The 24,104-nt window shown below is 71.7% G+C and carries 25 protein-coding genes; 9 read left to right on the forward strand and 16 right to left on the reverse strand.

The window, feature by feature from the left end; all coding sequences use genetic code 11:
• Positions 1-288 precede the first annotated feature (288 nt).
• From DEJ02_RS17275 to DEJ02_RS18575, 6 genes are all read left to right on the forward strand, one after another.
• Positions 289-2,745: a phosphoketolase gene (locus DEJ02_RS17275; protein WP_111033944.1), complete on the forward strand. Its 2,457-nt coding sequence runs from the start codon at positions 289-291 to the stop codon at positions 2,743-2,745.
• Between the two features lie 93 nt (positions 2,746-2,838).
• Positions 2,839-3,189, forward strand: a complete 351-nt coding sequence (locus DEJ02_RS17280) for a hypothetical protein (RefSeq protein WP_071404872.1) — start codon at positions 2,839-2,841, stop codon at positions 3,187-3,189.
• On the forward strand, positions 3,170-3,385 hold the full coding sequence (locus tag DEJ02_RS17285; protein ID WP_111033945.1) for a hypothetical protein: 216 nt from the start codon (positions 3,170-3,172) through the stop codon (positions 3,383-3,385). Before DEJ02_RS17280 ends, DEJ02_RS17285 begins: the two co-directional genes overlap by 20 nt.
• A 33-nt stretch (positions 3,386-3,418) precedes the next feature.
• Complete coding sequence (locus DEJ02_RS17290) at positions 3,419-4,102, forward strand: fumarylacetoacetate hydrolase family protein (protein WP_111033946.1); 684 nt, start codon at positions 3,419-3,421, stop codon at positions 4,100-4,102.
• A gap of 153 nt (positions 4,103-4,255) precedes the next feature.
• Positions 4,256-5,230: a sugar phosphate isomerase/epimerase gene (locus tag DEJ02_RS17295; protein ID WP_146249331.1), complete on the forward strand. Its 975-nt coding sequence runs from the start codon at positions 4,256-4,258 to the stop codon at positions 5,228-5,230.
• 10 nt (positions 5,231-5,240) lie between these two features.
• On the forward strand, positions 5,241-5,417 hold the full coding sequence (locus DEJ02_RS18575; RefSeq protein WP_164941140.1) for a hypothetical protein: 177 nt from the start codon (positions 5,241-5,243) through the stop codon (positions 5,415-5,417).
• 289 nt (positions 5,418-5,706) lie between these two features.
• Here DEJ02_RS18575 and DEJ02_RS18580 read toward each other — a convergent pair whose 3' ends face one another.
• The 3 genes from DEJ02_RS18580 to DEJ02_RS17305 all read right to left on the reverse strand — a co-directional run bounded on the left by DEJ02_RS18580 (position 5,707) and on the right by DEJ02_RS17305 (position 9,442).
• The gene (locus tag DEJ02_RS18580; protein ID WP_164941141.1) at positions 5,707-5,862 is read right to left on the reverse strand and encodes a hypothetical protein; all 156 of its coding nucleotides are present in this window, start codon (positions 5,860-5,862) and stop codon (positions 5,707-5,709) included.
• Positions 5,863-6,020: 158 nt separating this feature from the next.
• Positions 6,021-8,555, reverse strand: coding sequence for an ATP-dependent DNA ligase (locus DEJ02_RS17300; protein ID WP_111033948.1), 2,535 nt, complete (start codon positions 8,553-8,555; stop codon positions 6,021-6,023).
• A complete protein-coding gene (locus DEJ02_RS17305; protein ID WP_111033949.1) occupies positions 8,552-9,442 on the reverse strand; it encodes an SDR family oxidoreductase in 891 nt (296 codons plus the stop codon). Before DEJ02_RS17305 ends, DEJ02_RS17300 begins: the two co-directional genes overlap by 4 nt.
• A 135-nt stretch (positions 9,443-9,577) precedes the next feature.
• On the opposite strand from DEJ02_RS17305, the gene DEJ02_RS17310 reads away from it, so the two are divergent.
• Complete coding sequence (locus tag DEJ02_RS17310) at positions 9,578-10,588, forward strand: Ku protein (protein ID WP_111033950.1); 1,011 nt, start codon at positions 9,578-9,580, stop codon at positions 10,586-10,588.
• Positions 10,589-10,592: 4 nt separating this feature from the next.
• Here DEJ02_RS17310 and DEJ02_RS17315 read toward each other — a convergent pair whose 3' ends face one another.
• Positions 10,593-11,405, reverse strand: a complete 813-nt coding sequence (locus tag DEJ02_RS17315; protein WP_111033951.1) for a cupin domain-containing protein — start codon at positions 11,403-11,405, stop codon at positions 10,593-10,595.
• A 142-nt stretch (positions 11,406-11,547) separates the two neighbouring features.
• Here DEJ02_RS17315 and DEJ02_RS17320 point away from each other — a divergent pair, with 142 nt between their 5' ends.
• The gene (locus DEJ02_RS17320) at positions 11,548-12,159 is read left to right on the forward strand and encodes an antibiotic biosynthesis monooxygenase (protein ID WP_035809639.1); all 612 of its coding nucleotides are present in this window, start codon (positions 11,548-11,550) and stop codon (positions 12,157-12,159) included.
• Here DEJ02_RS17320 and DEJ02_RS17325 read toward each other — a convergent pair.
• Genes DEJ02_RS17325 through DEJ02_RS17350 form a run of 6 tightly spaced genes read right to left on the reverse strand, consistent with a single transcriptional unit; the run spans position 12,156 to position 17,813 of the window.
• On the reverse strand, positions 12,156-12,767 hold the full coding sequence (locus DEJ02_RS17325; RefSeq protein WP_181440414.1) for a TetR/AcrR family transcriptional regulator: 612 nt from the start codon (positions 12,765-12,767) through the stop codon (positions 12,156-12,158). The two genes, DEJ02_RS17320 and DEJ02_RS17325, sit on opposite strands and share 4 nt — an antisense overlap.
• Positions 12,764-13,474 (reverse strand): DUF998 domain-containing protein, encoded by a 711-nt coding sequence (locus DEJ02_RS17330; protein WP_111033953.1) that lies wholly within the window; start codon positions 13,472-13,474, stop codon positions 12,764-12,766. Before DEJ02_RS17330 ends, DEJ02_RS17325 begins: the two co-directional genes overlap by 4 nt.
• Before the next feature lie 19 nt (positions 13,475-13,493).
• The gene (locus tag DEJ02_RS17335) at positions 13,494-14,438 is read right to left on the reverse strand and encodes a Ppx/GppA phosphatase family protein (protein WP_111033954.1); all 945 of its coding nucleotides are present in this window, start codon (positions 14,436-14,438) and stop codon (positions 13,494-13,496) included.
• 50 nt (positions 14,439-14,488) lie between these two features.
• Positions 14,489-15,349 (reverse strand): ribokinase, encoded by an 861-nt coding sequence (locus tag DEJ02_RS17340; protein WP_111033955.1) that lies wholly within the window; start codon positions 15,347-15,349, stop codon positions 14,489-14,491.
• Positions 15,346-16,776, reverse strand: coding sequence for an MFS transporter (locus tag DEJ02_RS17345; RefSeq protein ID WP_111033956.1), 1,431 nt, complete (start codon positions 16,774-16,776; stop codon positions 15,346-15,348). Before DEJ02_RS17345 ends, DEJ02_RS17340 begins: the two co-directional genes overlap by 4 nt.
• Positions 16,777-16,781: 5 nt before the next feature.
• A complete protein-coding gene (locus tag DEJ02_RS17350; protein WP_071251777.1) occupies positions 16,782-17,813 on the reverse strand; it encodes a nucleoside hydrolase in 1,032 nt (343 codons plus the stop codon).
• A gap of 162 nt (positions 17,814-17,975) precedes the next feature.
• On the opposite strand from DEJ02_RS17350, the gene DEJ02_RS17355 reads away from it, so the two are divergent.
• Positions 17,976-18,974 (forward strand): LacI family DNA-binding transcriptional regulator, encoded by a 999-nt coding sequence (locus DEJ02_RS17355; RefSeq protein ID WP_258378773.1) that lies wholly within the window; start codon positions 17,976-17,978, stop codon positions 18,972-18,974.
• A gap of 324 nt (positions 18,975-19,298) precedes the next feature.
• Here the strand turns inward: DEJ02_RS17355 and DEJ02_RS17360 are convergent, their stop codons facing one another.
• The 6 genes from DEJ02_RS17360 to DEJ02_RS17385 all read right to left on the reverse strand — a co-directional run bounded on the left by DEJ02_RS17360 (position 19,299) and on the right by DEJ02_RS17385 (position 24,078).
• A complete protein-coding gene (locus DEJ02_RS17360; RefSeq protein ID WP_111033957.1) occupies positions 19,299-20,972 on the reverse strand; it encodes an MDR family MFS transporter in 1,674 nt (557 codons plus the stop codon).
• The gene (locus DEJ02_RS17365; RefSeq protein ID WP_258367298.1) at positions 20,969-21,589 is read right to left on the reverse strand and encodes a TetR/AcrR family transcriptional regulator; all 621 of its coding nucleotides are present in this window, start codon (positions 21,587-21,589) and stop codon (positions 20,969-20,971) included. Before DEJ02_RS17365 ends, DEJ02_RS17360 begins: the two co-directional genes overlap by 4 nt.
• A gap of 52 nt (positions 21,590-21,641) precedes the next feature.
• Complete coding sequence (locus tag DEJ02_RS17370) at positions 21,642-22,124, reverse strand: GNAT family N-acetyltransferase (protein WP_246566111.1); 483 nt, start codon at positions 22,122-22,124, stop codon at positions 21,642-21,644.
• 84 nt (positions 22,125-22,208) lie between these two features.
• Positions 22,209-22,898 carry an HAD family hydrolase gene (locus DEJ02_RS17375; RefSeq protein ID WP_111033958.1) on the reverse strand — a complete coding sequence of 230 codons (690 nt, stop codon included), beginning with the start codon at positions 22,896-22,898 and terminating at the stop codon, positions 22,209-22,211.
• Between the two features lie 54 nt (positions 22,899-22,952).
• Entirely contained in the window at positions 22,953-23,594 is a 642-nt protein-coding gene (locus tag DEJ02_RS17380; protein WP_111033972.1) for an MBL fold metallo-hydrolase, read from the reverse strand.
• Between the two features lie 58 nt (positions 23,595-23,652).
• Entirely contained in the window at positions 23,653-24,078 is a 426-nt protein-coding gene (locus DEJ02_RS17385; RefSeq protein ID WP_071245883.1) for a MarR family winged helix-turn-helix transcriptional regulator, read from the reverse strand.
• Between the last annotated feature and the right edge of the window lie 26 nt (positions 24,079-24,104).

The following is a 24,104-nucleotide window of genomic DNA, read 5'->3' on the forward strand; positions in this document are numbered from 1 at the left end:
GGCCTGGGCGGAGGAGATCCCGAACGCGGCACCGCCGAGGACGAGGGCGCCGGTCGTGGCGAGGGTGATGGAGGTCTTGAGGCTCTTACGCATCGTGATCAGTCCTTTGCTCTGGAGGCGCTCCGGCCGGTGGCCGAATGTGCACTGTGCACACACTGAGTACCGGCCAACTGTGACCGGAGAGCGCCCTGGGCTTTTGCCCTGTGCAAGTCATTCGGCGCCCCCGCCCGAACGGTTTGGGACGAGTTTCCTGAGGTGCCGCAACCCGGTGTTTCGTACCGTGTACCCATGGCTCCAGCACACATCTCCACCACCGACCGGCTCCGGGCGGTCGACGCCTGGTGGCGCGCCGCCAACTACCTGACGGTCGGGCAGATCTACCTGCTGGACAACCCGCTGCTCAGCCGGCCGATCGAACCCGATGACGTCAAGCCGCGGCTGCTCGGCCACTGGGGCACCTCCCCCGCACTGAACCTCGTGTACGCGCACTGCAACGCGCTGATCACGGAGACCGGTCGCGAGTTCCTGTACATCTGCGGCCCGGGGCACGGCGGTCCGGCGATGAACGCGAACGCCTGGCTGGACGGCACGTGGAACGAGCTGTACCAGGACGTCGACCTGCAGCGGTTCTTCCGCCAGTTCTCGTTCCCCGGCGGCATCCCCTCGCACGCCGCCCCGGAGACCCCCGGATCCATCAACGAGGGCGGTGAACTCGGCTACTCGCTGTCGCACGCCTACGGTGCGGCGCTCGACAACCCGGACCTCGTCGTCGCGTGCGTGGTCGGTGACGGTGAGGCCGAGACCGGTCCGCTCGCCGGTTCGTGGCAGGCGCACACGTTCCTCGACCCGGTCTCCGACGGCGCCGTGCTGCCGATCCTCAACCTCAACGGCTGGAAGATCGCGAACCCGACCGTCCTGGCCCGCATCCCCGACGAGGACCTCACCGCGTACTTCCGCGGGCTCGGCTACGACCCGATCGTGGTCGACTCCCGCCGCGTCGACGACGACCCGTACGCGGTGCACGCCCTGTTCGACGGTGCCCTGCGACGTGCCCTCGCCGGCATCGACGACATACAGGCCGCTGCCCGCGCCCAGGCCGCCCGTGCCGCCGCGGGGCAGCCCGCCGGCGCCGCGGACCTGCGTCCGCGCTGGCCGATGATCGTGCTGCGCACCCCGAAGGGCTGGACCGGCCCGAAGGAGGTCGACGGCGAACAGGTCGAGGGGACCTTCAGGGCACACCAGGTGCCGCTGCCCGCGGTGCGCGAGGACGACGGCCACCGCGCCCAGCTCGAGGAGTGGATGCGCTCGTACCGCCCCGAGGAGCTCTTCGACGAGGACGGCCACCCGGTCGGCATCATGACCACGATCCGCCCGACCGGTGACGAGCGGATGAGTGCCACCCCGCACGGCAACGGCGGTCGGCTGCGGACCGCACTCGACCGGCCGCCGCTCGAGCCGTACGCGGTCGAGGCCGGTTCCACGGCGTCCGCCACGGGTACGCTCGGCCCCTGGCTCGCCGCACTCATCGAGAAGAACGCCTCGACCTTCCGGCTGTTCGGGCCGGACGAGACGATCTCGAACAAGCTCGACGCCGTCTTCGACGTGACCTCGCGCGTCTGGCGAGCCCAGCGCGCCGCAGGCGACGAGCACCTCGCCGCACGCGGACGGGTCACGGAGGTCCTGTCCGAGCACCTGCTCGAGGGGATGCTCGAGGGGTACGTGCTGTCCGGTCGGCACGGGATGCTCAACACCTACGAGGCGTTCGCCCACATCATCGACTCGATGGTCGGGCAGTACGCCAAGTGGCTGGAGTCCTCGACCGACATCGACTGGCGGGTGCCGGTGTCCAACCTGTCGCTCCTGCTCTCGTCGCACGTCTGGCGACAGGACCACAACGGGTTCTCCCACCAGGACCCCGGGTTCCTCGACGTCGTCGCGTCGAAGCAGCAGGACCTCGTCCGGATCAAGCTGCCGGCCGACGCGAACACCTTGCTCGCCGTCGCCGCGCACGCGATGGAGACCACGGACCGCATCGAGGTGATCGTCGCGGGCAAGCACCCGGAGCCGGTCTTCCTGTCCCTCGACGACGCGGTCGCGCACGCGCAGGCCGGACTCGGCGTGTGGGACTTCGCCGGCACCGAGCAGGCCGTCGGGAAGGTCGACGTCGTGCTCGCCTGCGCCGGTGACGTCCCCACGGTCGAGGCGATCGCCGCCACCGACATCATCCGGAAGCACGCTCCCGGCGTCGGGGTCCGCGTGCTCAACGTCGTCGACCTGCTCGCGCTCGGCGACCCGCGCAAGCACGAGCACCCGATCCCGGACGAGCAGTACGACGCGCTCTTCCTGCCCGGCACGCCCACGGTCTTCGCGTTCCACGGGTACCCGACGCTCGTGCACCAGCTGACGTACCGCCGGAACGGACACGACGACCTGCACGTGCACGGGTTCCTCGAGCAGGGCACGACGACCTCGCCGTTCGACATGCTCATGCGCAACGAGATGGACCGCTTCGCCCTGGCCCACGACGCCCTGACGCGGGTGGACGCCGAGGCGCACGGCGACCTGCTCACGAAGCTGTCCGAGGCGCGTGACGCCGCGCGGACGTTCGCGTACACGAAGGGCGAGGACCACCCGTCCCTCGCGGGCTGGGAGTTCGCGGGCTGGCCGCAGGACGAGCCCGCCAGCGGCGGGACCGGCGGCGACCCGGGTGCGGGCGAGACCGAGGCGGCCGCGCCCGGCAACTGACGCACTCCTCCACAGGCGTGGAGGCCCGGAGCACCCTCCACAGGACCGGTCACGCCCGCCGTGTGGCCGGTTCTGTGCTGTCAGGGTTCCGGCATGGACATCGGCTGGATCAGCGCGCTCGTGTCGGTCACGAGCGCGTCCGTCGCGCTGGGTGCGCTCGTCGCCTCGGTGCTCGACGGGCGCGCAGGACGGCGAAATGCAGAGTTCTCGGTGCACCGCGACCTGTGGTGGCAGCGTTGGTCATGGGTCGCCGACCGGGCGACCTCGGACGACGAAGGACAGCGCGCGGCCGCCGGTGTGATGTCGGCTGCGTTGGTGACCCGCAGTTGGACGACCGACGACGACACGTGGACGTCCTCGGCGCTCGCTGACTCCGAGGCAGCGCGAGCGAAAGCCCGGGGACAACAGGAAGGAGTGCTCGCAGATGATCTCGACGCTGACTGATGACGAGTTCAAGCGGTGGCTCGACAACCGAGAGATGACGACACCACGGCTCCTCGCGAGCCCCCACTACGGTCCGCTCATGCGTGCGAAGGGCGCCGAGGCGGAACTCGCGCAGATGCGCATCGAATGGCGCGAACGCCAGGAGCGCGCACGGGCGCGGAAGCTCAAGGACGAGGCGTCCTTCGGTGAGGGCTGAACCGATGCCCTGCGAGCCTGCCACGCTGGGACCGTGACCGAACTCGTCATCCCGGCCCCGAGCCTCCCGACCGTGCCCACGACGACGGGCGCGCGTTTCCCCGTCCGCCGGGTGTTCTGCGTCGGCCGGAACTACGCGGCGCACGCCCGTGAGATGGGCCACGACCCGGACCGCGAGCCGCCGTTCTTCTTCACCAAGCCGGCAGACGCGGTCGTGGTCGACGGCGCCGACACCCCGTACCCGCCGCTGACGCAGCAACTGGAGCACGAGGTCGAGCTCGTCGCCGCGATCGGCACCGGCGGCACGGACATCGCCGTCGCCGACGCGCTCGCACACGTGTGGGGGTACGCCGTCGGGATCGACCTCACCCGCCGCGACCTGCAGGCCGAGGCGAAGCGACTCGGGCGCCCGTGGGACACGGCCAAGGGCTTCGACGCCTCGGCACCGATCGGGGCGATCACCCCGGCGGCCGAGGTCGACCCGAACAGCGGCACGATCGAGCTGACGGTGGACGGGGAACTCCGGCAGTCGGGCGACCTGGCCGACCAGATCTGGTCGGTCGCCGAGACGATCGCGGCGCTGTCACGGTCCGTGGCGCTCGCGCCCGGCGACCTCGTGATGACCGGCACTCCTGACGGTGTCGGCGTGCTCGAACGCGGCGCCGTGCTCGTCGGCACGATCGCCGGCGTCGGCGAGGTCCGGACCCGGATCGCCTGAAGCACGTGTCGGCGATGTGTCGACGGGCTGGGAGCGTTCGCAGGCAGCACGGGTAAGTCTTGGGCATCGTCGCGGGTGGGGCCCGCGGCGGACACGGGGCGGCGCATCGCGACGGGGCGACGCGGACACCTCGGGACTGCCGGAGGTACCACCGTGCTGGAACACGACCTGCTCGCCACGTCCTGGACGTGGGCGGGCGACGAGAGCATCCGCGACCGCGTGCACGCCGTCGGCGCCGCCGGGTTCGCCGGCCTGTCGCTGTCCCTCGACGACCTGCACGAGGTCCGCGCGACGACGGGCTTCGCCGAACTGCGCCGCATGCTCGACGCCGCCGGCATCGTCTGGGTCCAGCTCGGACCACTCGACCGGTGGTGGACGTGCACGAGCCGCACCCAGGACGAGGACGCCGACCGCGGGGTCGTGCTCGAGGCCGCGGCGACGCTGAGCGCCTGGCAGGTGGTGGTGCGCGCCGACACCTCGTTGCCCGGAGCCTCCCCCGCGACGATGGCCGACGACTGGGTCGTGCTCGCCGACCAGGCCGAAGCGGTCGGAGCGCAGCTCGTGCTCGAACCGGAACCGTGGTCCAACCTGCCCACGATCGAACGGGCCTCCCGCTTCGTCGCCGCTGCCGGACACCCCAACGGCGGCCTGCTCATCGACGCCATGCACGCACTCCGCGGCGGTTCCACCCTCGCGTCGATCCGGCAGGGCGTCGCACCCGGGGTCCTCGCAGCCGTCGAGCTGAGCGACGGACTGCTGCACACCCCGAGCGGGATGACCCTCGCCGAGGAGTCCCGGACGGCACGGTACCTGCCCGGTGCCGGAGCGTGGGACCTGCCCGGCTTCGTCCGGACCGTGCGCGAACTCGGGTTCGACGAGCCGTGGGGCGTCGAGGTCCGGACCCCCGCGCACCGGGCGATGCCCGTCCGCGATGCACTCCGGACGGCCGTGGCCGCCACCCGTGCGGTGCTCGACGCCGCCGACGCGTTCGGCTCCCCGGCCGCCCCGGCGATGCCCTCGACGCCCGCACCGACGTCAGCGGTGGACTTCGAGCCACCGCACACCGGCCGGCACGACCCGACGCACGGAGCCCGCCGTCGGGACGCCGACACAGGGACGCCCGCGTAGGTTGCTGTGCATGACCGATCAGGCAGCACACGACGACGACCTGCTCCGCCGTTCCCAGGAGTCCATCGACGAGGCCAAGGCCGCCGCGGCCGAGGTGGTCGAGCCGGAAGAGGACGAGCTCATCGAGGAAGACGCGCCCGTGGCCGACCACGCGGCGCCCTCCGACGGCCCTGCACCCGCGGCCTGACCCCGTCCTGATCCGACAGGATCCCCCCGGACAGACGAGATCGCCGGGCGACCATCGAGGTCGCCCGGCGATTCTTCTTGCCGCTCGTGTGACGATCCCGTCACTCGGCACGTCTCACCAGTGGACCCACCGGTCGCGCTTCGGCGAGCCCGGTGCGGGGCCTCGTGGTCGGTCTCCCTGAACCGGCTGGTCACGTGCCCCGGCGACGGTCCGTGCGCTCCCTGATCCAGCGTGCGGGCCGTCGGGTCTGTCCCGCCCGCCGGGCGGTCAGCCGCTCAGACCGCCCCGGTCAGTCGTCGTCCTCGTCAGCGAGGAAGTCCGCGTACCGGACCTCGGTCTCCGTGGCGCCGCTGCCCGGTTCGACGGTCCGCTGTGACAGGTCGTCCCCCGTGATCGCGACGCGTTCTGCGGCCGTGTAGGGCGGCAGGTACTTGCTCGAGTTCATCTTCGAAGCCCCCTTCGTCCCGGCGAACGTAACAGCCGATGGCCGATCGTGGCCAGCGGTGCCGACACTGTCCCCCGCGCAGACTCGGTACGGGGGACGGATGTTCGCCAGCGGCGGACCCCATGCGCACGCATGTGGAGCCGAGGCCGGAGCGCGGGTCAGGTCTCCCGCACGACGTCGTCCGGGTCCTTGTCCACGCGCCACCCACGCCACGACGGCTGCCGGAGCCGTCCGTCGCCGGTCCACTCGGCGAACTCGACCTCGCCGACGCGCTTCGGCGTGACCCAGTGCGCATCCCGAGCGTCAGGTCGTGGGACGTCGACGAACGGCGGGGTCTTCCGTTCCAGCGGTGCGAGGACCCCGGCGATCTCGTCGAGGTCGCGGTCACGGAACCCGGTGCCGACCTTGCCGACGTACTCCAGCCCGTCGGGGCCGGGCACTCCGAGCAACAGCGACCCGATCCCGCCGGCACGTCGACCGCTGCCCGGCTTCCAGCCGCCGACGACGACTTCCTGCGTGGCGTGGTGCTTCAGCTTCAGCCAGGCCTCGGACCGCCGCCCCTCGGCGTACTTCGACGACCGCTTCTTCGCGACGACGCCCTCGAGTCCCTGCTCGCGCGATGCGGCCAACACCGCGTCGAGGTCGCCCTGCACCGCCGGCGGCACGTCGATCGCACCGCCGGGGTCCACGACCGTCTCGAGTGCCTGCCGCCGGGCGTCGTAGCCGAGCCGCGTGAGCTCGTGCCCGTCCGCCTCGAGCACGTCGAACAGCAGGAACCGCACGGGCGTGGTCTCCTGCGCGCTCCGGACCTCGCGCGCCTTCGTCAGGCCCATGCGGTTCTGGAGCAGCTGGAACGAGGGTCGGCCGCGATCGTCGACGGCCACGATCTCACCGTCGAACACGCCGTCCACGCCGGCCCGCTCGCCCAGTTCCTGCAGCTCTGGGTACTGGGCCGTCAGGTCGTTGTCGTTGCGGCTGCGCAGGGTCACCGACCCGTCGCGGACCGTCGCCAGCGCGCGCACCCCGTCCCACTTCATCTCGAAGGCCCAGTCGGCCGGGTCCAGCCGGGGCTCCCCCTTGGCCAGGGTCGCCTGCATCGTCCGGCGCTCCGACGGCGGCGTCTCGGCGTCCGCGGTCCCGCTGATCCGTCGCTGCCCGGCCCGGTGCGCATCGCCGTGGCCGTCCGAGGGCCGCTCCGACCGTCGCGCCACCGCCGGCCCGGCAGAGCCGCCGGCGTCCGCCAGCCGTTCGGGTTGTTCCTTCGTGCGGTGGATGAGCCAGTTCTTCTCGTCCCCGCCGCCACGGCCGCGGGTGTGCAACAGCGCGAGACGGCGAGCGCCGCCAGCCCGACCGTGCAGCGTGACGATGACCTCCTGCCCCTCGCGCCACTTCTCGAGCTCGTAGGTGCCGTCGTCCCAGATGGTGACCGTGCCGCCGCCGTACTCGTCCTTCGGGATCGTGCCCTCGAACGCCCCGTACTCGAGCGGGTGGTCCTCGGTCTGCACGGCCAGGTGGTTCTTGCCCGGGTCGGTCGGCTCGCCCTTCGGCAGGGCCCAGCTCACCAGCACCCCGTCGTGCTCGAGCCGGAAGTCGTAGTGGTCGCGGGTGGCGTGGTGCTCCTGGATGACGAAGGTCGGTGTGCCGTCCTTCCGCACGGTGGGAGCGCCCTCGGGCACGGGTTCCGGCGTCTTCGAGGCGTCCCGCTTCGCCCGGTAGGCGGCGAGCCGGTCACGTGCGGGCTGCTCGGCGTCGTTCGCCCGCTCGGTCCGGTCGCTGTCCCAGTGACCGTGGTCGTCGCGCCCGACGGCCAGCGAGGCGGAGGCGACCGGGTGCAGGAAGTCCCCACGGGCCTCCAGGCGTTCGAGGACCTCGTCCAACGTGAGCTGCGCGAGCCCGCGTTCCTCGAGTTCCTTCCAGGTGCGGGGCGCCGCGACCGTCGGCCGCTCGCGGCCGCGCAGCGAGTACGGGGCGATGGTCGTCTTGTTGCCGTTGTTCTGCGACCAGTCGACGAAGACCTTGCCCTTCCGCTCGGCACGGCTCATCGACGACAGCACCAGGTCCGGCAGGTCCGTCTCGAGGGCCTTGGCCAGCTCGTGGGCGACGTCGGAGACCTGCGCCGTCGTCGCCTTGCCGTCGAGGGCCGCGTACAGGTGGATGCCCTTGGAGCCGGACGTCACCGGGTACGGGTCGAGCCCCATGCCGTGCAGGATCTCGCGCGCGGCCACGGCGACCTCGACGCACTCGGGCAGCCCGACGCCGTCACCCGGGTCGAGGTCGAGGACGAGCCGGTCCGGGTTCTGCTGCGCGCCGCGTGGGCCGAACCGCCACTGCGGGACGTGCAGTTCGAGCGCGGCCTGCTGCGCCATCCACACCATGGTCGGCAGGTCGTCGACGATCGGGTACTCGTTGTCGTGCTCCGAGTGGTGGATGGTGTGGTGCCGCACCCAGTCGGGGGCCGAGTCGGGCAGGTTCTTCTCGAAGAAGACCTTGCCCTCGACACCGTTCGCCCAGCGCTTCCGGGTCACCGGGCGGTCCTTGACGTGCGGGATCATCCACGGCGCGACCCGCTCGTAGTACTCGATCACCCGACCCTTCGTGGTGCCGGTCTCGGGGTAGAGCACCTTGTCGGTGTTCGTGAGCGCGAGCCGACGGTCCCCGACCAGGACGACGGTCTTGCGCGAAGCGGGACTCACAGCGCCACCCCGGTCGCTCCCGCCACCGTCAGGGTCGTGCCGGACGTGTACGACGACTCGGGCCCGGCCAGGTAGACGTAGGCGCTGCCGAGCTCGACGGGTTGCGCGGGACGACCGAACGGGGTGTCCTGGCCGTACGCCGCGATCTCGTCGCCCGGGTAGCTGATCGGCTGCAGGGGCGTCCACACCGGCCCGGGCACCACCGTGTTGGCACGGATGCCCTTGCTGGCGAGCTGCCGCGCGAGCCCGTTCGTGTAGGTGATGATCGCGGCCTTCGTCGCGGCGTAGTCGATCATGCGGTCCTGCGGCTGGTACGCGGACACCGAGCTGGTCGTGACGATCGAGCTGCCCGGTGCCATGTGCGGGACCGCGGCACGAACGAGCCAGAACAGCGAGTACAGGTTGACCTTCATCGTGCGGTCGAAGTCCTCGGTGCTCTGCTCGGTGACGTCCTCGTGCACCTGCTGGTGGCCCGCGACCAGCACGAGCGCGTCGAGGCCGCCGAGCTCGCTGACGGCGTCCTGCACCAGGACGTCGCAGAAGGCCTCGTCCGTCAGGTCGCCGGGCAGCAGCACGGCCTTGCACCCGAGGTCACCGATGACGTCGCGGACCTGTTCGAGGTCCTCGCGCTCCTCGGGCAGGGCGTTCAGGGCGACGTCGGCGCCCTCCTTCGCCATCGCGATCGCCGCAGCGCGCCCGATGCCGGAGTCCGCGCCCGTGACGAGCACCCGGTACCCGCGCATCCGCCCGGTGCCGAGGTAGCTCGTCTCGCCGTGGTCGGGGGCGGGGTCCATGGCACTCGCCAGCCCGGACCCCTGCTGGGTCTGCGCGGGGAACGGCGGACGGGGGAACTGGTCGCGCGGGTCCTGCTTGTCGAGCTGGCTCATGGGCCCATCGTGCTCGCGCCGGCCTCGCGGCGGTCCAGCGAACCGGACATCCGTGGAACGATCCCCCGGACGGCCGACCTGTGGAGGAACCGACGGCTCCGGGCACGCACGCGTGCGGGCGGGCATCATGTGCGCATGAGGTCGATCTGGAAGGGCTCCATCGCGTTCGGGCTCGTCAACGTGCCCATCAAGGTCTACGCGGCCACCGAGACGCACGACGTGTCCCTGCACCAGGTCCACGACGACGACAAGGGCCGCATCCGGTACAAGCGGGTGTGCGAGTTCGGCCACGAGGTCGAGTACGCGGACATCCAGCGTGCCTACGACGACGGTGACAAGACCGTGGTGCTCACCGCGGACGACTTCAAGCAGCTCCCCGAGGAGCAGTCCCACGAGGTCGAGGTGCTCGAGTTCGTGCCCGTCGAGCAGGTCGACCCGATGATGTTCGAGAAGACCTACTACCTGGAGCCCGACTCGCGCTCGCCGAAGGCGTACGTGCTGCTGCGCGAGACCCTGGCGAAGACCGACCGTCTGGCGATCGTGCAGTTCACCCTGCGGCAGAAGACGCGGCTCGGGGTGCTCCGGGTGCACGACGAGGTCATCCTGCTGCAGGGACTGCTCTGGGGCGACGAGGTCCGTGCGGCCGACTTCAAGACCCTCGACACGACGGTGAAGGTCAGCGCCAACGAGCTGAAGATGTCGTCCTCGCTCGTCGAGAGCATGTCCACCGACTTCGACCCCGACCGCTACACCGACTCCTACCAGGAGGAACTGCAGCAGCTGATCGACGCCAAGCTCGAGGCGGGCGACGACATCGACACCGAGAAGACCTTCGGCGCGCAGGACGACGAGGACGACGACGACGAGGGCGGTGACGTGCTCGACCTGATGGCCGCCCTGCGTGCGTCCGTCGACAAGAAGCGGACGGGAGGCTCGGGGTCGCGTTCGTCGTCGACGTCACGGTCGTCGTCCGGTTCCGGCTCGGGCACGTCCGGCTCCGGCAGGAAGGCGCCGGCGAAGAAGGCGCCCGCGAAGAAGGCTGCCGAGAGCACGGCCGAGAAGGCCCCCGCGAAGTCGGCGCCGAAGAAGGCACCGGCGAAGAAGGCCCCGGCCAAGAAGCCCGCCGCCAAGAAGCAGGCGAGCTGACGGCTCAGGCCGCGGTCGACCCGCCGCCCGCCAGGCGCTCGAGCGCGGTGAACACCTCGGCGTACTGCTGGCGGAGCGCTGCCCACCCGGCGCCGGTGTCGATCGACTCCGGGTCCTCGACGGGCACCGCGTACCCGTACTGCGCCCGCGGGACCGGGTCACCCGGCAACCGGAGCTCCTGGGTGAACGCGCCGCTCGCGGCCTCGAAGGTCAGGGTGTGCGATGCGATGTTCCGGCCCCAGTCCGCGGACGGCCACGACATGAACGCGACGTGCCGCATCCCCTCGGCGGGATCGGTCGCCGAGACGTAGCAGCCGTGGTGGTCCTCACCCGGGGACAGGATCGTGTACGTGCCGTTGTCCCGGTAGACGAGCAGGGCCTCGGCGAAGGGCTTCGGCGCGTACATCGCGGTGTAGCGCAGGGCGTGGACGAACTGCGGCCGCCCCAGCGGGACCGTCACGAGCGCGCTGCGGACCGGCCCCTCGCTGGCTGGCGCCTCGCCCGGGGTCGACGCCGCTGCACCCGCCGGCAGGTGGGCGACGTAGAGCAGCTCGGCGTCCTCCGTGCCGGTGCTGCGGCCGTCGTGCACGATGCGCGGCTCTTCGACCAGGGCCTGCCCCGGCCCGACGACCCGAGTGGCCTCTTCGGTGACGTGCGTCAGCGCCCCGCGCACCACGAGACCCGTCTGGCGTGCGTCGTGCTGGTGCCAGCCGGTCGACGCACCAACCGGGAGCGTCAGCCGCCGCACCTCGTACGTGCCGCCGTCGGGCCCGTCGACGGTGGCGACGAGGGTGGTGGTGGGCTCGGGGTGGGGCATCGGGGTCCTCTCGGTGGTGCGTTCGCCAGATGATCGTCTTGCACCCACCTGGGACGGTGGTCGAAGGACGACGCGGATCCGTTCAGCCGGCGCGCGAGGCACGTGTCACGAGCCGGAAACACGGGTCCGCGACACTGGTCGGATGACTCCACAAGAGCCTGGGAGCCTGCAGTCGTCATCCGAGACCGCAGGCCCGCCCGTCACCGTCTCCGTCACCCGCCTGGTCGAACCCGATCGCATCCCCGAGGTCACCCGCTGGGTGCAGTCCGGGGTGAACCTGGCGAACCGCTACCCCGGCTTCCTCGGCTCGGGGTGGGTGCGTTCCACCGCGCAGTCCCGCGAGTGGCACATGCTCTACCGGTTCGCCGACCACGACTCCCTGGCCACGTGGGAGAACTCCGACGACCGGCTGCGCTGGCTCGACCTGGGCCGTGACCTGGTGGTGGAGTCCCGCGTCGAGAAGCGCACCGGCATCGAGGGGTGGTTCGACGTCCCGCAGGACGCCCCGGCCTCGAGCGCTCCCCCGCGGTGGAAACAGTCCGTGAGCATCTGGCTCGGCTTCTTTCCGGTCAACCTCGCGTTCACGTACCTGACGGCCTGGCTCGTCCCCGCGTTCGCGCACGTCGCGATCCTGCCCCGGGTGCTCATCACGACCGTCGTGCTCACTCCGATCATGACGTTCTGGGTGCTGCCGTTCGTGACGAAGCTGATCCGTCCGTGGCTGCTCGCTCCGCCGAGGTCCGAGCGGGCCTAGCCGACGGCCCCGAGCGGCACGGGCCCGTCGTGGCCGAGGGCGTCCCATCCGATCTGCAGCATGTGCGGCCGGGCCTCCGCCGCGGAAGCCTCGGTCTCGTACGTCAGCGCGAGCATCACGATCGCACCGAACGCCCCGGAGACCCGTGCACGCCGGTCGAGCGGGGTGGCCGTGGCGTCGGCCATGTCGATGCCGAACACGTCGAGGAGCGTCGCTGCGACCGGTTCGAGCCGGACGCCGACGTCGTCCCCGCGCCGCAGGGTGAACGCCGCGAGCGCGAGTTCCGCCCACCCCGGCCGGACGAGAGCGAGGTCGGCGATCCCCGCGAGCGCCGCGGCGTCGCGGGTCTCCCCCACGGGGGCGGCGGTGGCAGCTGCCCGGATCGCCTCGGTCTGCGCGGTGCACTGCGCGAGCGCGGCTTCGACGAGCAGCTCCTTGCTCGTGAACCGGGCGAGGATGCCCGCCTTCGAGTAGCCGGCCTGGTCGGCGACGGCCTGCACGGCGGTGTCCTTGATGCCGCGTCGGGCGATGAGTCCGGCGGTGATGTCCAGGACGCCGCCGTTGATCTCCTCGGCGGAGGGGCGAGCACGGCGCGCAGGGCGGGTCACGCGCCGACCGCCGAAGCCCGCGCCGTCCGCAGGCGCCGCGTCCCCGCGACCAGCAGAGTGATCCCGGTCAGGAGCTCCCACGCGACGATCGTGTACACGGACGCACGCTCCCACACGCCGTCGGGGAGCACCTCGATCACCGTCGACGACGAGTCCACGACGAGCATCACGAGGGAGACGAGGCCGACGATCCCGAGCACGACGCTCGCGATCCGGTAGGCCGCCGGTGCCCGCAGCGCCCGGGACCCGATGCCGGCGGTGATCGCCACGAGGTTGCCGGTCGTGATCGCTGCCGCGGCGCCGAGCACGTGGAACACGATGGTGCCGCCGTCGGTGCTCGTCTGGCTGCCGTGGAACGAGCCGACCAGGACCATCCCGACCAGGTGGACCACGGCGAGGACCGCGGTCGCCATCCGCGCACGGCGGGACGCGGCGCGGAACACCACGGCGGCGAGCACCGCTGCGATCCCGAACAGGACGCCCTGCCCGATGAACGTCGCGTTCATGAGCACGTGCAGCGGTGAGTCGATCGACCGCCCCTGGAACGTGCCGCCGTCGGGGACCCCGAGGTCGGAGATGTAGTTCGTCGCGTAGCTGTAGCCGGGGAACGCCGACGCCGAGACGGCTTCGCCGACGAGCCAGCCGACTCCCGCGACCATCCAGAGTGCGCCGGCGACGAGCGCACGGGGAGTGTCCGATCTGGTCATGTACTGACCATAACGGTCACTACTGGGAGTTGCCGAGCACCGACAACTGGTCGAGCCGCTCGAGGATGACACCCTCGCGCAGCGCCCACGGGCAGATCTCGAGGGCGGGCAGGTCGAAGATGTCCAGGCACGCCTCGGCGACGAGCGCGCCCGGCACCACCTGGTGCGCCCGGCTCGGTGAGACACCGGGCAACGCCGCGAGCTCGTCGACCGACATCGTCAGCAGCTCCGGCAGGCGCTGCCGCAGCACCGCACCGTCGAGGGCGCGCGGCACCAGGGGCCCGGCAGCGGACGGCGCGGCCCCGCAGATGCGGGCGATCGACCGGAACGTCTTCGATGTCGCCACGGCCCGGTCCGGGCGGCCAGAGCGGAGCAGCCGTCCGGCGTCCCGGGCGATCTCGACGCGGATCTCGTGCCGGATCCGGCGGACGTCGTCCTCGGTCGGGGTACCGGCGGCGAAGTAGGAGCGCGCCAGCCGTGCGGCGCCGATCGGCATCGACCACGCGACATCCGGTGCCTCGTCGGCGCCACCGGCGATCTCGAGCGAGCCACCGCCGATGTCGAAGACCGCCAGGCGACCGGCGGACCAGCCGAACCACCGGCGCACGGCCAGGAACGTCAGCCGGGCCTCGTCGGAGCCGGACAGGACGGCCAGCTCGACCCCGGTGGAGGCCTCGACGTGGGCGAGCACGGCCTCGGAGTTGCCGGCGTCGCGCACCGCCGAGGTCGCGAACGCGAGCATGTCCTCGCACCCGCGTTCCTCGGCGACACGGACGGCGTCGGCGACGAAGGCGGTCAGGGCGTCGATCCCCTGCTGGGTCACCGCGCCCGAGTCGTCCAGGTGCTCGGCCAGCCGCAGCGGCTGCTTGAACGAGGACGCCGGCAGCGGCGCGGCGCCGCCGTGGGCGTCCACCACGAGCAGGTGGCCGGTGTTGGACCCGATGTCGAGGACTCCCACGCGCATGCCACAACGCTAGCGGCCTGGCTGGTACCGAGAGGACCGGGAGGCCCGCCCTACGCCCGCAGGAACGCCTCCAGCTCGGCGGCGGTCGGGTACGAGGCCTGTGCGCCCGGCTTGGTCGCGGCGTACGCCCCGACCCCCACCGCGAACCGAGCGGCGTCGACGAGGGTGTCGCCCGCGGCCAGACGCAGCGCCACCGCACCCATGAAGGCGTCGCCGCAGCCCGTGGTGTCCACCGGCTCGACCCGCACGGCGTCGATCGACACCGGCTCGGCACCGCGATCGTGCACGACGCAGCCGGCACCACCACGGGTGACGATCGATCGGGCGACGCCGTGGTCACCGAGCGCCGCGGCCTCGTGCTCGTTCACCAGCAGGACGTCGGTCAGCTCGAGGAGCTCGGCCGGCACGGTGCCGAACGGCGACAGGTTCGTGAGCACCGTGACCCCGGCGGCGTGCGCGGCCCGGGCGGCGGCGAGGACGACGTCGATCGACACCTCGAGGCAGAGCCCCAGCACCGCGGCGTCGGCGAAGGCGTCGGCCGGCACGTCGTCCGGCGTCAGCGTGCCGTTCGCACCGGCGGAGATCACGATGGTGTTCTCGCCTGCGGCGTCGACCGTGATGACGGCGGTGCCGGTCGCGACGCCCTCCCGGATCGCGACGTGCGTCGTGTCGACACCCGCAGCCGCGACGGAGTCGCGGAGCAGCGCACCGTTCCCGTCGTCGCCGACCGCACCGATCATGCGCACCGTGCCCCCGAGCCTCCCGGCAGCCACCGCCTGGTTGGCGGACTTGCCCCCGGGCAGGATCGCGAGGTCGGAGCCCTGCAGGGTCTCACCGGGCTGGGGGAAGCGCGCGGTGCGGACCACCAGGTCCGCGTTGAGCGACCCGACGACGACGATGCTCTCGGTCAACGGACGGTCTCCTTCTGCGGGGCGACGGACGTGGTCTCGGCGCCTTCCGGACGGGGGATGAGGAACGAGATCGCGAGTGCGACGGTCGTGATCGCGGCCCCGAGCAGCATGCCACCGGAGTACCCGGCGGTGCCCGCGGAACCGCCGACGCCGAGCGCGATCTGCAGCGCGGGCAGGACCGCGAAGCTGACCCCGGCGCCGAGGTTGAACGCACCGGCGTTCAGCCCGGGCAGGAACCCGGGGTTCGACTCCGGCGACAGCACGATGCCCAGGCCGTTCAGGATGATGTTCGCGATGCCGGCGTAGGTGATGCCGATCAGCACCGTCGCGGTGACCAGCACCGGCAGGGAGTGCACGCCGACGAGCGCCATCAGGACCGTCGAGACGATGCTGCCGATGAGTCCGAAGCGCAGGACCGCGCGGTACCCGATGGTCGGGGCGAGGCGTCCGGCGAAGGGTCCGACGATCCAGCCGACCAGCGCGTACGGGGTGAGGAACACGAGCGAGGCCAGGTCGGGTTCCATGCCGAAGCCGGCGTCCCCGTTCTGCGCGAGCGACGTGACCAGACCGTTGACGACCGCGAAGACGCCGGTCATGGTGAGGAACGTCGTGGCGAGGAGCGCCCAGGTCGCGCGGCGCTTCAGGAACCGGGTCTCGACCAGAGGCTCCCGCACCCTCGACTCGACGGCCCAGAACACCGCGAAGGCCACGAGCGCGACGACGACGCCACCGACCACGAGCACGGGGTTCGCCGCGCCGAGTTTGCCGGCCTCGTTGAACGCCGTGAGCAGCGCACCGACGCTCACCACGAGGGGGACGACGCCGATCCAGTCCATCCGGGTGCCGGCCGAGGGCTTCGACTCGACGCCCCAGACCGCGACCAGGAGCAGGGCGAGGACGGTGACGACGGCGATGACCCAGAAGATCCCGCGGAACCCGAAGTTCGTCGCGATCCAGCCGCCGGCCAGGGCGTCGACACCCGCGATGCCACCGTTCACCGCGGTGAGCAGGCCGAGCGCGGCGCCGTAGCGCTTCGGGTCGCTGATCTCGTTGCGCAGGACGAGCAGGCAGATCGGGACGACCGGACCGGTGACGCCCTGGATGATGCGGCCGGCGAACAGCATCGGCACGTTCACCGCGAGCGCGGCGACGATGCTGCCGACGAGCATCACGGCGAGCATGCCGATCAGCACGCGCTTGCGGCCGACGATGTCGGACAGCCGCGGCAGGAACAGCGAGAACAGCGCCGCGAGCGTGAAGTACAGGGTCTGCGACAGCCCGATGGTGGCGTCGTCGGTGTTGAGCTCGCGCGCCATCGTGACGAGGGCGGGACTCAGCATGCTCGCGTTCAGCTGGAACGCGATGCACGCGGCGAGGAGCGCGGCGGTGAGGGCGCCGATCGACTTCTTCGTCGAGGTGGTGGTCATGGGGTTCAGTGCTCCGGGGTCGTGGTGATGCCGGCTTCGACGGCGTCGGCGGCGGCACGTGGGGTCCAGCCGGTGTCGGCCGTCTCGCCGATGCGCTCGAGGGCGTCGACGACGAGGTCCCAGAACCGGCCGTGGTCGAGCTCCATCGCGGCGCTCGTGCGGCAGTCCTCGGGCGCGGGGGCGCGGAAGTCGGCGACGGTCATGCCGAGGGTCAGCGCGCCCTGGGTCTCGACGTGGATCGGGACCTTCACGGCACGGACGATGGTGGGGTCGATCACGTAGGCGACGGCGCAGGGGTCGTGGACCGGCGGGGCGTCGAAGCCCTGGGCGTCCTTGTAGGTCTGGCCGAAGAAGTCGAGCAGCTCGCCGACGAACGCGGCGGGGGCGGTGCCGACGCCGGCGATGCGCGCGGCGACCTCGGGGGTGGCCAGGGCCTGGTGCGTCAGGTCGAGGCCGACCATCACGACGTCCCAGCCGGCCTCGAACACGATGGCCGCGGCCTCGGGGTCGATGACGATGTTGAACTCGGCGACCGGGCTCCAGTTGCCGACGTGCACGCCGCCGCCCATGAGCACGACCTGCTTGACGCGCTCGACGATGCGGGGCTCCTTGCGGGCCGCGAGGGCGATGTTCGTCAGGCCCCCGGTCGGCACGAGGGTGACCGTGCCGGGCTCGTGGGCCATCACGGTGTCGATGATCAGGTCGACGGCGTGGCGCTCGTCGAGGTCGAACGACGGCTCGGGGAGCATCGGGCCGTCCAGGCCGCTCTCGCCGTGGATGTCCGGTGCGACCTCGATCTGGCGGAGCAGCGGGCGGGCGGCTCCGGCGGCGAACGGCACCCCGGTGATGCCGGCGATCCGCGCGACGGCCAGGGCGTTGCGGGTGACCTTCGGCAGGGTCTGGTTGCCGACGACGGTGGTCACGGCGAGCAGGTCGATGGCCGGGCTGCCGTGGGCGAGCAGGAGCGCCACGGCGTCGTCGTGGCCGGGATCGCAGTCGAGGATGATCTTCGCGGCGGGCTGGGTCGCATCGGGCACGCTGGGCGCTCCACTTCTTCGGGGAATCGAGGTGAGTGCTCGACGTGGTGGGGATCCACGGGCCTGCAGAGCGCTGGCGACGCGGCGCGTCAAGCGTTTGACATCGAAACACGTCAAACGCTTGACGTCAAGTTCGACCACCATGCTCGCTAGCATCGACGGGTGCCCTCCCCCGCCGTTCCGAGCCGTCGTGTGACCGCGGCGATGGTGGCCGAGCGCGCGGGCACGAGCATCGCCACGGTCTCCCTCGTCGTGAACGGCAAGGACCGCGGGCGGGTCTCCGCCCCCATCGCCGCACGGGTCCGCGACGCCGTGGACGACCTCGGCTACGTCGTCGACCACGCCGCCAGCTCGCTGGCCCGCGGCAGCGGCGACCTCGTCGTGTTCATCGCCCCCGACCTGTCGAACCCGTTCTTCGCCGAGGTCATCCGTGGCGTCCGCGACACCCTGGGCGACCGGTTCCAGCTCGTGCTCTCCGTCACCGAGCGGGGCGCACAGCCGGTCGCGGCCGACGTGCGGCGCTTCGAACGGCTCCGGCCGGCCGGCATCCTGGTCGACGCACCGGCCGCCGACGAGCCGATGTCGGCGAGCGTCCCCGTGGTGCTGCTCGACGCCCCCGGCGGCCCCGAGGCCGTCAACTACGACCTCTCCACCGGCGTGCACGACCTCGTCGCCCACCTGCACGACCAGGGACACCGGCACGTGGGCTACCTCGACGGCACCTCGCGGGCGGCGACGTTCGGCGTGCGCCGCGAACTGTTCGAGCAGGCCTGCGCGGACGCCGGCATCACGGTCTCCGAGGTCACCGCGCGCGCCGACCTCACCGTGGAGGCCGCGGCCTCGGCCACCGAGCACGTCATCGAGGCCTGGCAGGACGACGACATCACCGCCGTCGTCGCGGCAGCCGACACCCTGGCCTACGGAGTACTGCGGGTCGCCGGTGCGCTCGGCATCGCCGTCCCCGGAGCACTCGCGGTCGCGGGCTTCGACGACCTGCCGTCGTCGTCGGTCACCGCGCCGGCCCTGACGAGCGTGGCGCTGCCCGGCGCCGACCTCGGCCGGGCTGCGGCACTGCGGCTCCTCGCGACGCTCGACGGCACGGCCGCCGAGCCCGCGGCCCTGCCGACGCGGCTCGTGCCGCGCGCGAGCACCGGCGCGTAGCACGCCGCGCCGGCGCCCGAGCCGGGCCCGCGAAAGCGACACATCTCGCACGTCCGAGGCGGCAGGTCCGCGAAAGCGACAGTTCGACGCGGATGTTCCGCGGAGAACTGTCGCTTTCGCGAAGGAGGCGGGCTGGCCACGCGCCGTGGGCGCAGACGCGCCGGACGGGAGGCGCGGTGCCAGCCCGCACCGCGCCTCCAGGAAGCGACGGGCGCGACCACCCCGCGATGGCGACCGATCCTGCCGCCCACCGACCGGCAGCCTCGCGAAAGCGACAGATGTCCGCGGACGTTCCGCGCAGATCTGTCGCTTTCGCGAGGCTGGCTACTGCTGCGTGCGGTCCGCCGACTCCGGTGCCGCGTGCTCCGCACGCGCCGCGCGCTGCGCCCGCTCGAGCTCGTCGGCCTCCTCGCCGCCGACGGCCTCGCCACGGGCGACCATGCCGGCCGTGTCGGAGAGCGTGATCTGCGGCAGGAAGAGCGCGAGCAGGAACGCCACCGCGATGAACGGCAGCAGGTACCAGAACACCGGTGCGAGCGAGTCGGCGTAGGCGTTCACGACGCCGTCCTGCACCGCCGGCGGCAAGCCCGCGACGGTCGACGGGTCGATGCTGCCCGCCGACGACGCCGCATCGGTCGCCGACCCACCGGCACCGCGGAACACGTCGGTCAGCGACGTCGTGAGCCGCGCGGTGAAGAGCGCGCCGAAGACGGCGGTGCCGAGGGAGGCGCCGACCTCACGGAAGTAGTTGTTCGTCGAGGTCGCGGTGCCGACCTGCTCGGCGGGCACGGCGTTCTGCGCGACGAGGACGACCACCTGCATGATCAGGCCGAGCCCGGCACCGAAGACGAACAGGTACGCGCAGATCAGCCAGATCGGGGTGTCCGCCGCCAGCTGGGTCATCGCGAGCATCGCGATGGCCACCAGGACCGTGCCGACGATCGGGAACATCCGGTAGCGCCCGGTCTTGGTGATCAGGACACCCGAGGCGATCGAGGTGCCGATCAGGCCGGCCATCATCGGCAGCATCAGCAGGCCGGAGACCGCAGCCGAGGTGCCGGAGGCCATCTGCAGGAACGTCGGGACGAAGCCGATCGCGGCGAACATGCCGATGCCGAGCACGAGGCCGATGCCGGTCGCCAGCAGGAAGGTGCGGTTGCGGAAAAACGACAGCGGGAGCACGGGGTCCTGGGCACGGGACTCGACGAACACCAGGAGCGCTGCCGAGACGACGAGACCGGCGAACCAGGCCCCGGTCTCGGGGGCGTCCCAGCCGTGGTCCTTGCTGCCGCCGAACTCCGAGAAGAACACCAGGCACGTGGTCGCGGCGGACATGAACAGCACGCCGAGGACGTCGATGCGCTTCGTCGCCTTCTTGTTCGGCAGGGTCAGCGCGAACCACGCCACGAAGAACGCCGCGATGCCGACCGGGATGTTGATGTAGAACGCCCAGTTCCAGGTGAGGTGGTCCACGAAGAAACCACCGAGCAGCGGGCCACCGATGGCGGACAGGCCGAAGATCGCACCGAGCGGGCCGAGGTACTTGCCGCGCTGCGAGGCCGGGACGATGTCCGCGATGATCGCCTGCGACAGGATCATCAGGCCACCGCCGCCGAGCCCCTGCATGGCGCGGAACGCCACGAGCTGCGTGAAGTCCGTGGCGAACGCGCACCCGGCCGACGCGATGGTGAACAGCGCGATCGCGATGAGGAACAGGTTGCGTCGGCCGAGGACGTCGCCGAACTTGCCGTAGACGGGCATCACGATGGTGGAGGCGAGCAGGTACCCCGTCGTCAGCCAGGCCTGGTGCGCCACGCCACCGAGCTCGCCGACGATGGTCGGCATCGCGGTGGAGACGATGGTCTGGTCGAGGCTGGAGAGCAGCATCCCCGCGATCAGGGCGGAGAAGATGATCCAGATGCGACGCTGCGTCAGGAGCAGCGGGCCGTCGGAGCCTGGGCGGGCACGCTTGGTGGTGCCCGGCGCGGTGGCGCTCATGTGGTGTGTTCCCGTTCGGTCGTGGTGACCGCCCTGAGCAGGCGGAGGTTCTCGGTGAGCAGCTCGTCGAACGTCGGCCCGGTGGCCTCGTCGAACGCGTCGTCGAAGTACTCGGTCGCGGTGGCCTTCATCAACGCGGCCGCAGCCTCGGTGACCAGGCGCGGTCGGCGGTCGGCGGGGTCGTCCCACCCGAACCGTCGCCGCAGGGCCACGGTGATCCGGGCGAGCTGCACGTCGGTCGCCGACAGGAACCGTGCGACGAGTGCCGGCTCCCGCTCGAACACCCGGCGGACCAGGGCCTCGTCGGCGCGGGCGATGCCGACCCGGTGGAACTGGTCGATCGCCAGCGCCACGATCGACCCGAGTGGGTCGAGCTCGCCGGGGACGATCCCGCCCGCGGCGTAGGCGTCGATCGCCTCGACGTCGGCGTTGAGCTCGATGCCGAGCACGGCGTCGTCCTTCGACCCGAAGTGGTTGAAGAACGTGCGGCGCGACACCCCGACGGTCTCGCAGAGCTGCTCGATCGTGAAGCCGTGCAGCCCGTGTTCGACCGTCGCCCGACGTGCCTCGACGATCATGCGTCGGCGCAGCGCGCGGGTGCGTTCGGTGGTGCTCACCGAGCAAGAATTGCACTCTCCTGCTGAAAGTGCAATACGGGGTGTGGTCGGGCTACAGGGTCTTCTCGAAGCAGAACGACCACGGCATCGTCGCGGCGTAGGGCTCGTAGACGTCGATCTGGTCCCAGCCGGTCTTGCGGTAGAGCGCCACGGCGTCGGGCTGCTTGTCGCCGGTCTGCAGGATGAGCCGCGGGGCGCCGAGTTCACGTCCGACGCGCTCGCACTCGTCGAGCAGCGCGGTGGCCGCACCCTTGCCACGCGCGGAGGCCAGCACGATGAGGCGCTTCAATTCGACCTCGTCACCCAGACGCCGGACGGCGATGTGCCCGACCGGTTCGCCGGACTCGTCGAGAGCCAGGATCGACGTGACGACGGTCGACGGGTCGACGCTCAGCGCACGACCCCGCTCGGCGGTGACCGCCGGGTCCTCGCCGGCGTTCGCCGACCCGTAGCGCTCGTGCATCTCGTCGTCCATGCGGGCGCGGAGCACCACGCTGCGGGGGTCGTCCCAGGACACGCGTTCGATCGTGATCACGAACGTCGATCCTGGCACGGGCGACCGACGACGCGGAAACCGAGGCGACCGGCGCCGCCCGTCCGGCGCGACCGGCGCCGCCCGTCAGGCGCGCTGGCCGAGTGCCGCGATCGGGCCCTCACCGGCACGGAACGCCGCGAGCACGGCTGCCGCGTCGTCGTACACCTCGGCCGCCCCGGCACCGCGGAGCTCGTCGCCGCCGATGCCGCCGGTCATCACGCCGACGCACGGTACCCCCACCTTGCCGGCGGACTCGACGTCCCACATGGCGTCCCCGACCATCACGGCGTCGTCGGCGGAGACCCCCGCCTTGTCGAGCGCGACCCGGATGATGCCGGGGTCCGGCTTCGCCTGCTCGACGTCCTCGGAGCTGGTCTCGGCGGTGACCCACTCGCCCGCGTCGAGCAGGTCGCGCAGGCGGGCGAGTTCGGACTCGGGCGCACTGGTCGCCAGGACCACGGCGTGCCCGGCCTCGGCGACGGCCTGCAGGAGCTCGCGTGCCCCCGGCAGCAGCCGGAGCCGCGGCATCTGCTCGGCGTAGTAGGCGGTGTGGAACTGCTTGGCGGTGTCGCGGGTCTCCTGGGACGCGTCCGGCAGCAGCGTCTCGAGCAGCTTCGCCGAGTCCATCCCGATCGCGCGGTGGATCCGCCAGGCGTCGACGGACTCCCCCGCCGCCAGGAACGCTCGCCACCACGCGTCGATGTGCGCGTAGTTCGAGTCGGCGAGGGTGCCGTCGATGTCGAAGAGGACTGCTGTCGTGGGTGCGTCGGCCATCCGTCCATGCTGCTCGGGAGGCCCGGATCGCCTCCCAGGGGCGGCCCGCGTCCGTCAGACGGTGATCGTCTCCCCCGCCGGCAGGATCAGGACGGGCACCGGCCCGAGACCGTCCGGACCGAGGAAGCGCGCGGCGGACTGCTGGCCGAGTTCGCTCAGCATCGCCTCGTGGATCTGCACCGCTCGCTCGGGCGCCACGGCGCGCACGTAGTCGACGGCCTGGGCGGTGTTCGTCCACGGCCCGCTCGTCGGCAGCAGCAGGGTCGGCACCGGGACACCGGGCTCGAGGTACGCGTCGCCCGGGTGGAACACCGCGCCGTCCACCAGGTAGCCGACGTTCGCGGTGGAGGGGATGTCGGGGTGGATGACGGCGTGCTGCTCGCCGAAGACCCGGACGGAGAACGGTCCGACGGTGATCGTGTCGCCGGCGTGCACCGCTGCGACCCGCCCGTGGTGTTCGCCGAGCTGCTCGACGACGGTCTCCGGACCGCGGACGACGAGGTCCGGGTTCGCCGCGAGCCCCGCACGCAGGGCGTCGATGTCGAAGTGGTCGGGGTGGTCGTGCGTGACGAGGACGCCCGCGGCGCCGCGGACGAGGTCGACGGCCTCGGGCGTGAACACCCCGGGGTCGATGACGAGGGTGACGCCGTCCTGCTCGAGGACGACGGTGGCGTGGTTGTACTTCGTCAACTCCATGCGCACAACTGTACAGCCGTGTTGTACTTCTGCGGCTGTCCAGGAGGTGAGGAGTCGTTCAGTCGGCCCGGCGTGCGACCCGCTCGAACAGCTCGGGCAGACGGCGCAGCAGCGCACGCTCCTCGGCGTCCGTCTCCTCGCGGATCGCGTCGGCCAGCCAGTCCGTGCGGGCGTCCATGTCGCGCTGCAGTGCGGCCCGGCCGGCGTCCGTGATCCGGATGACCGACGCTCGGCGGTCGGTGTCCGACGCCGTCCGGTCGACGTACCCGAGTTCAGCCAGTTCGCCGACCGTGCGGGACTGCCCCTGGTGCTTCACCCCGCGGCGGCGCGCGAGTTCCGCGATCGTCATCGGGCCCTCGCGGTGCAGGAACCCTAGGGTGGTGGTGTGCGTGGCCGGCAGCGCGTCCGCCTCGCGTCGTGCGGCACGCACGACCCGCCCGATGGACTGTCGGAGCTCCGCAGCGAGCTCGTCGATCGGGTCCATGCCCGGAACGCTACCGCTTCACGGAC

The organism is Curtobacterium sp. MCLR17_042, from assembly GCF_003234695.1.
GTDB classification, from domain to species: Bacteria; Actinomycetota; Actinomycetes; order Actinomycetales; family Microbacteriaceae; genus Curtobacterium; species Curtobacterium flaccumfaciens.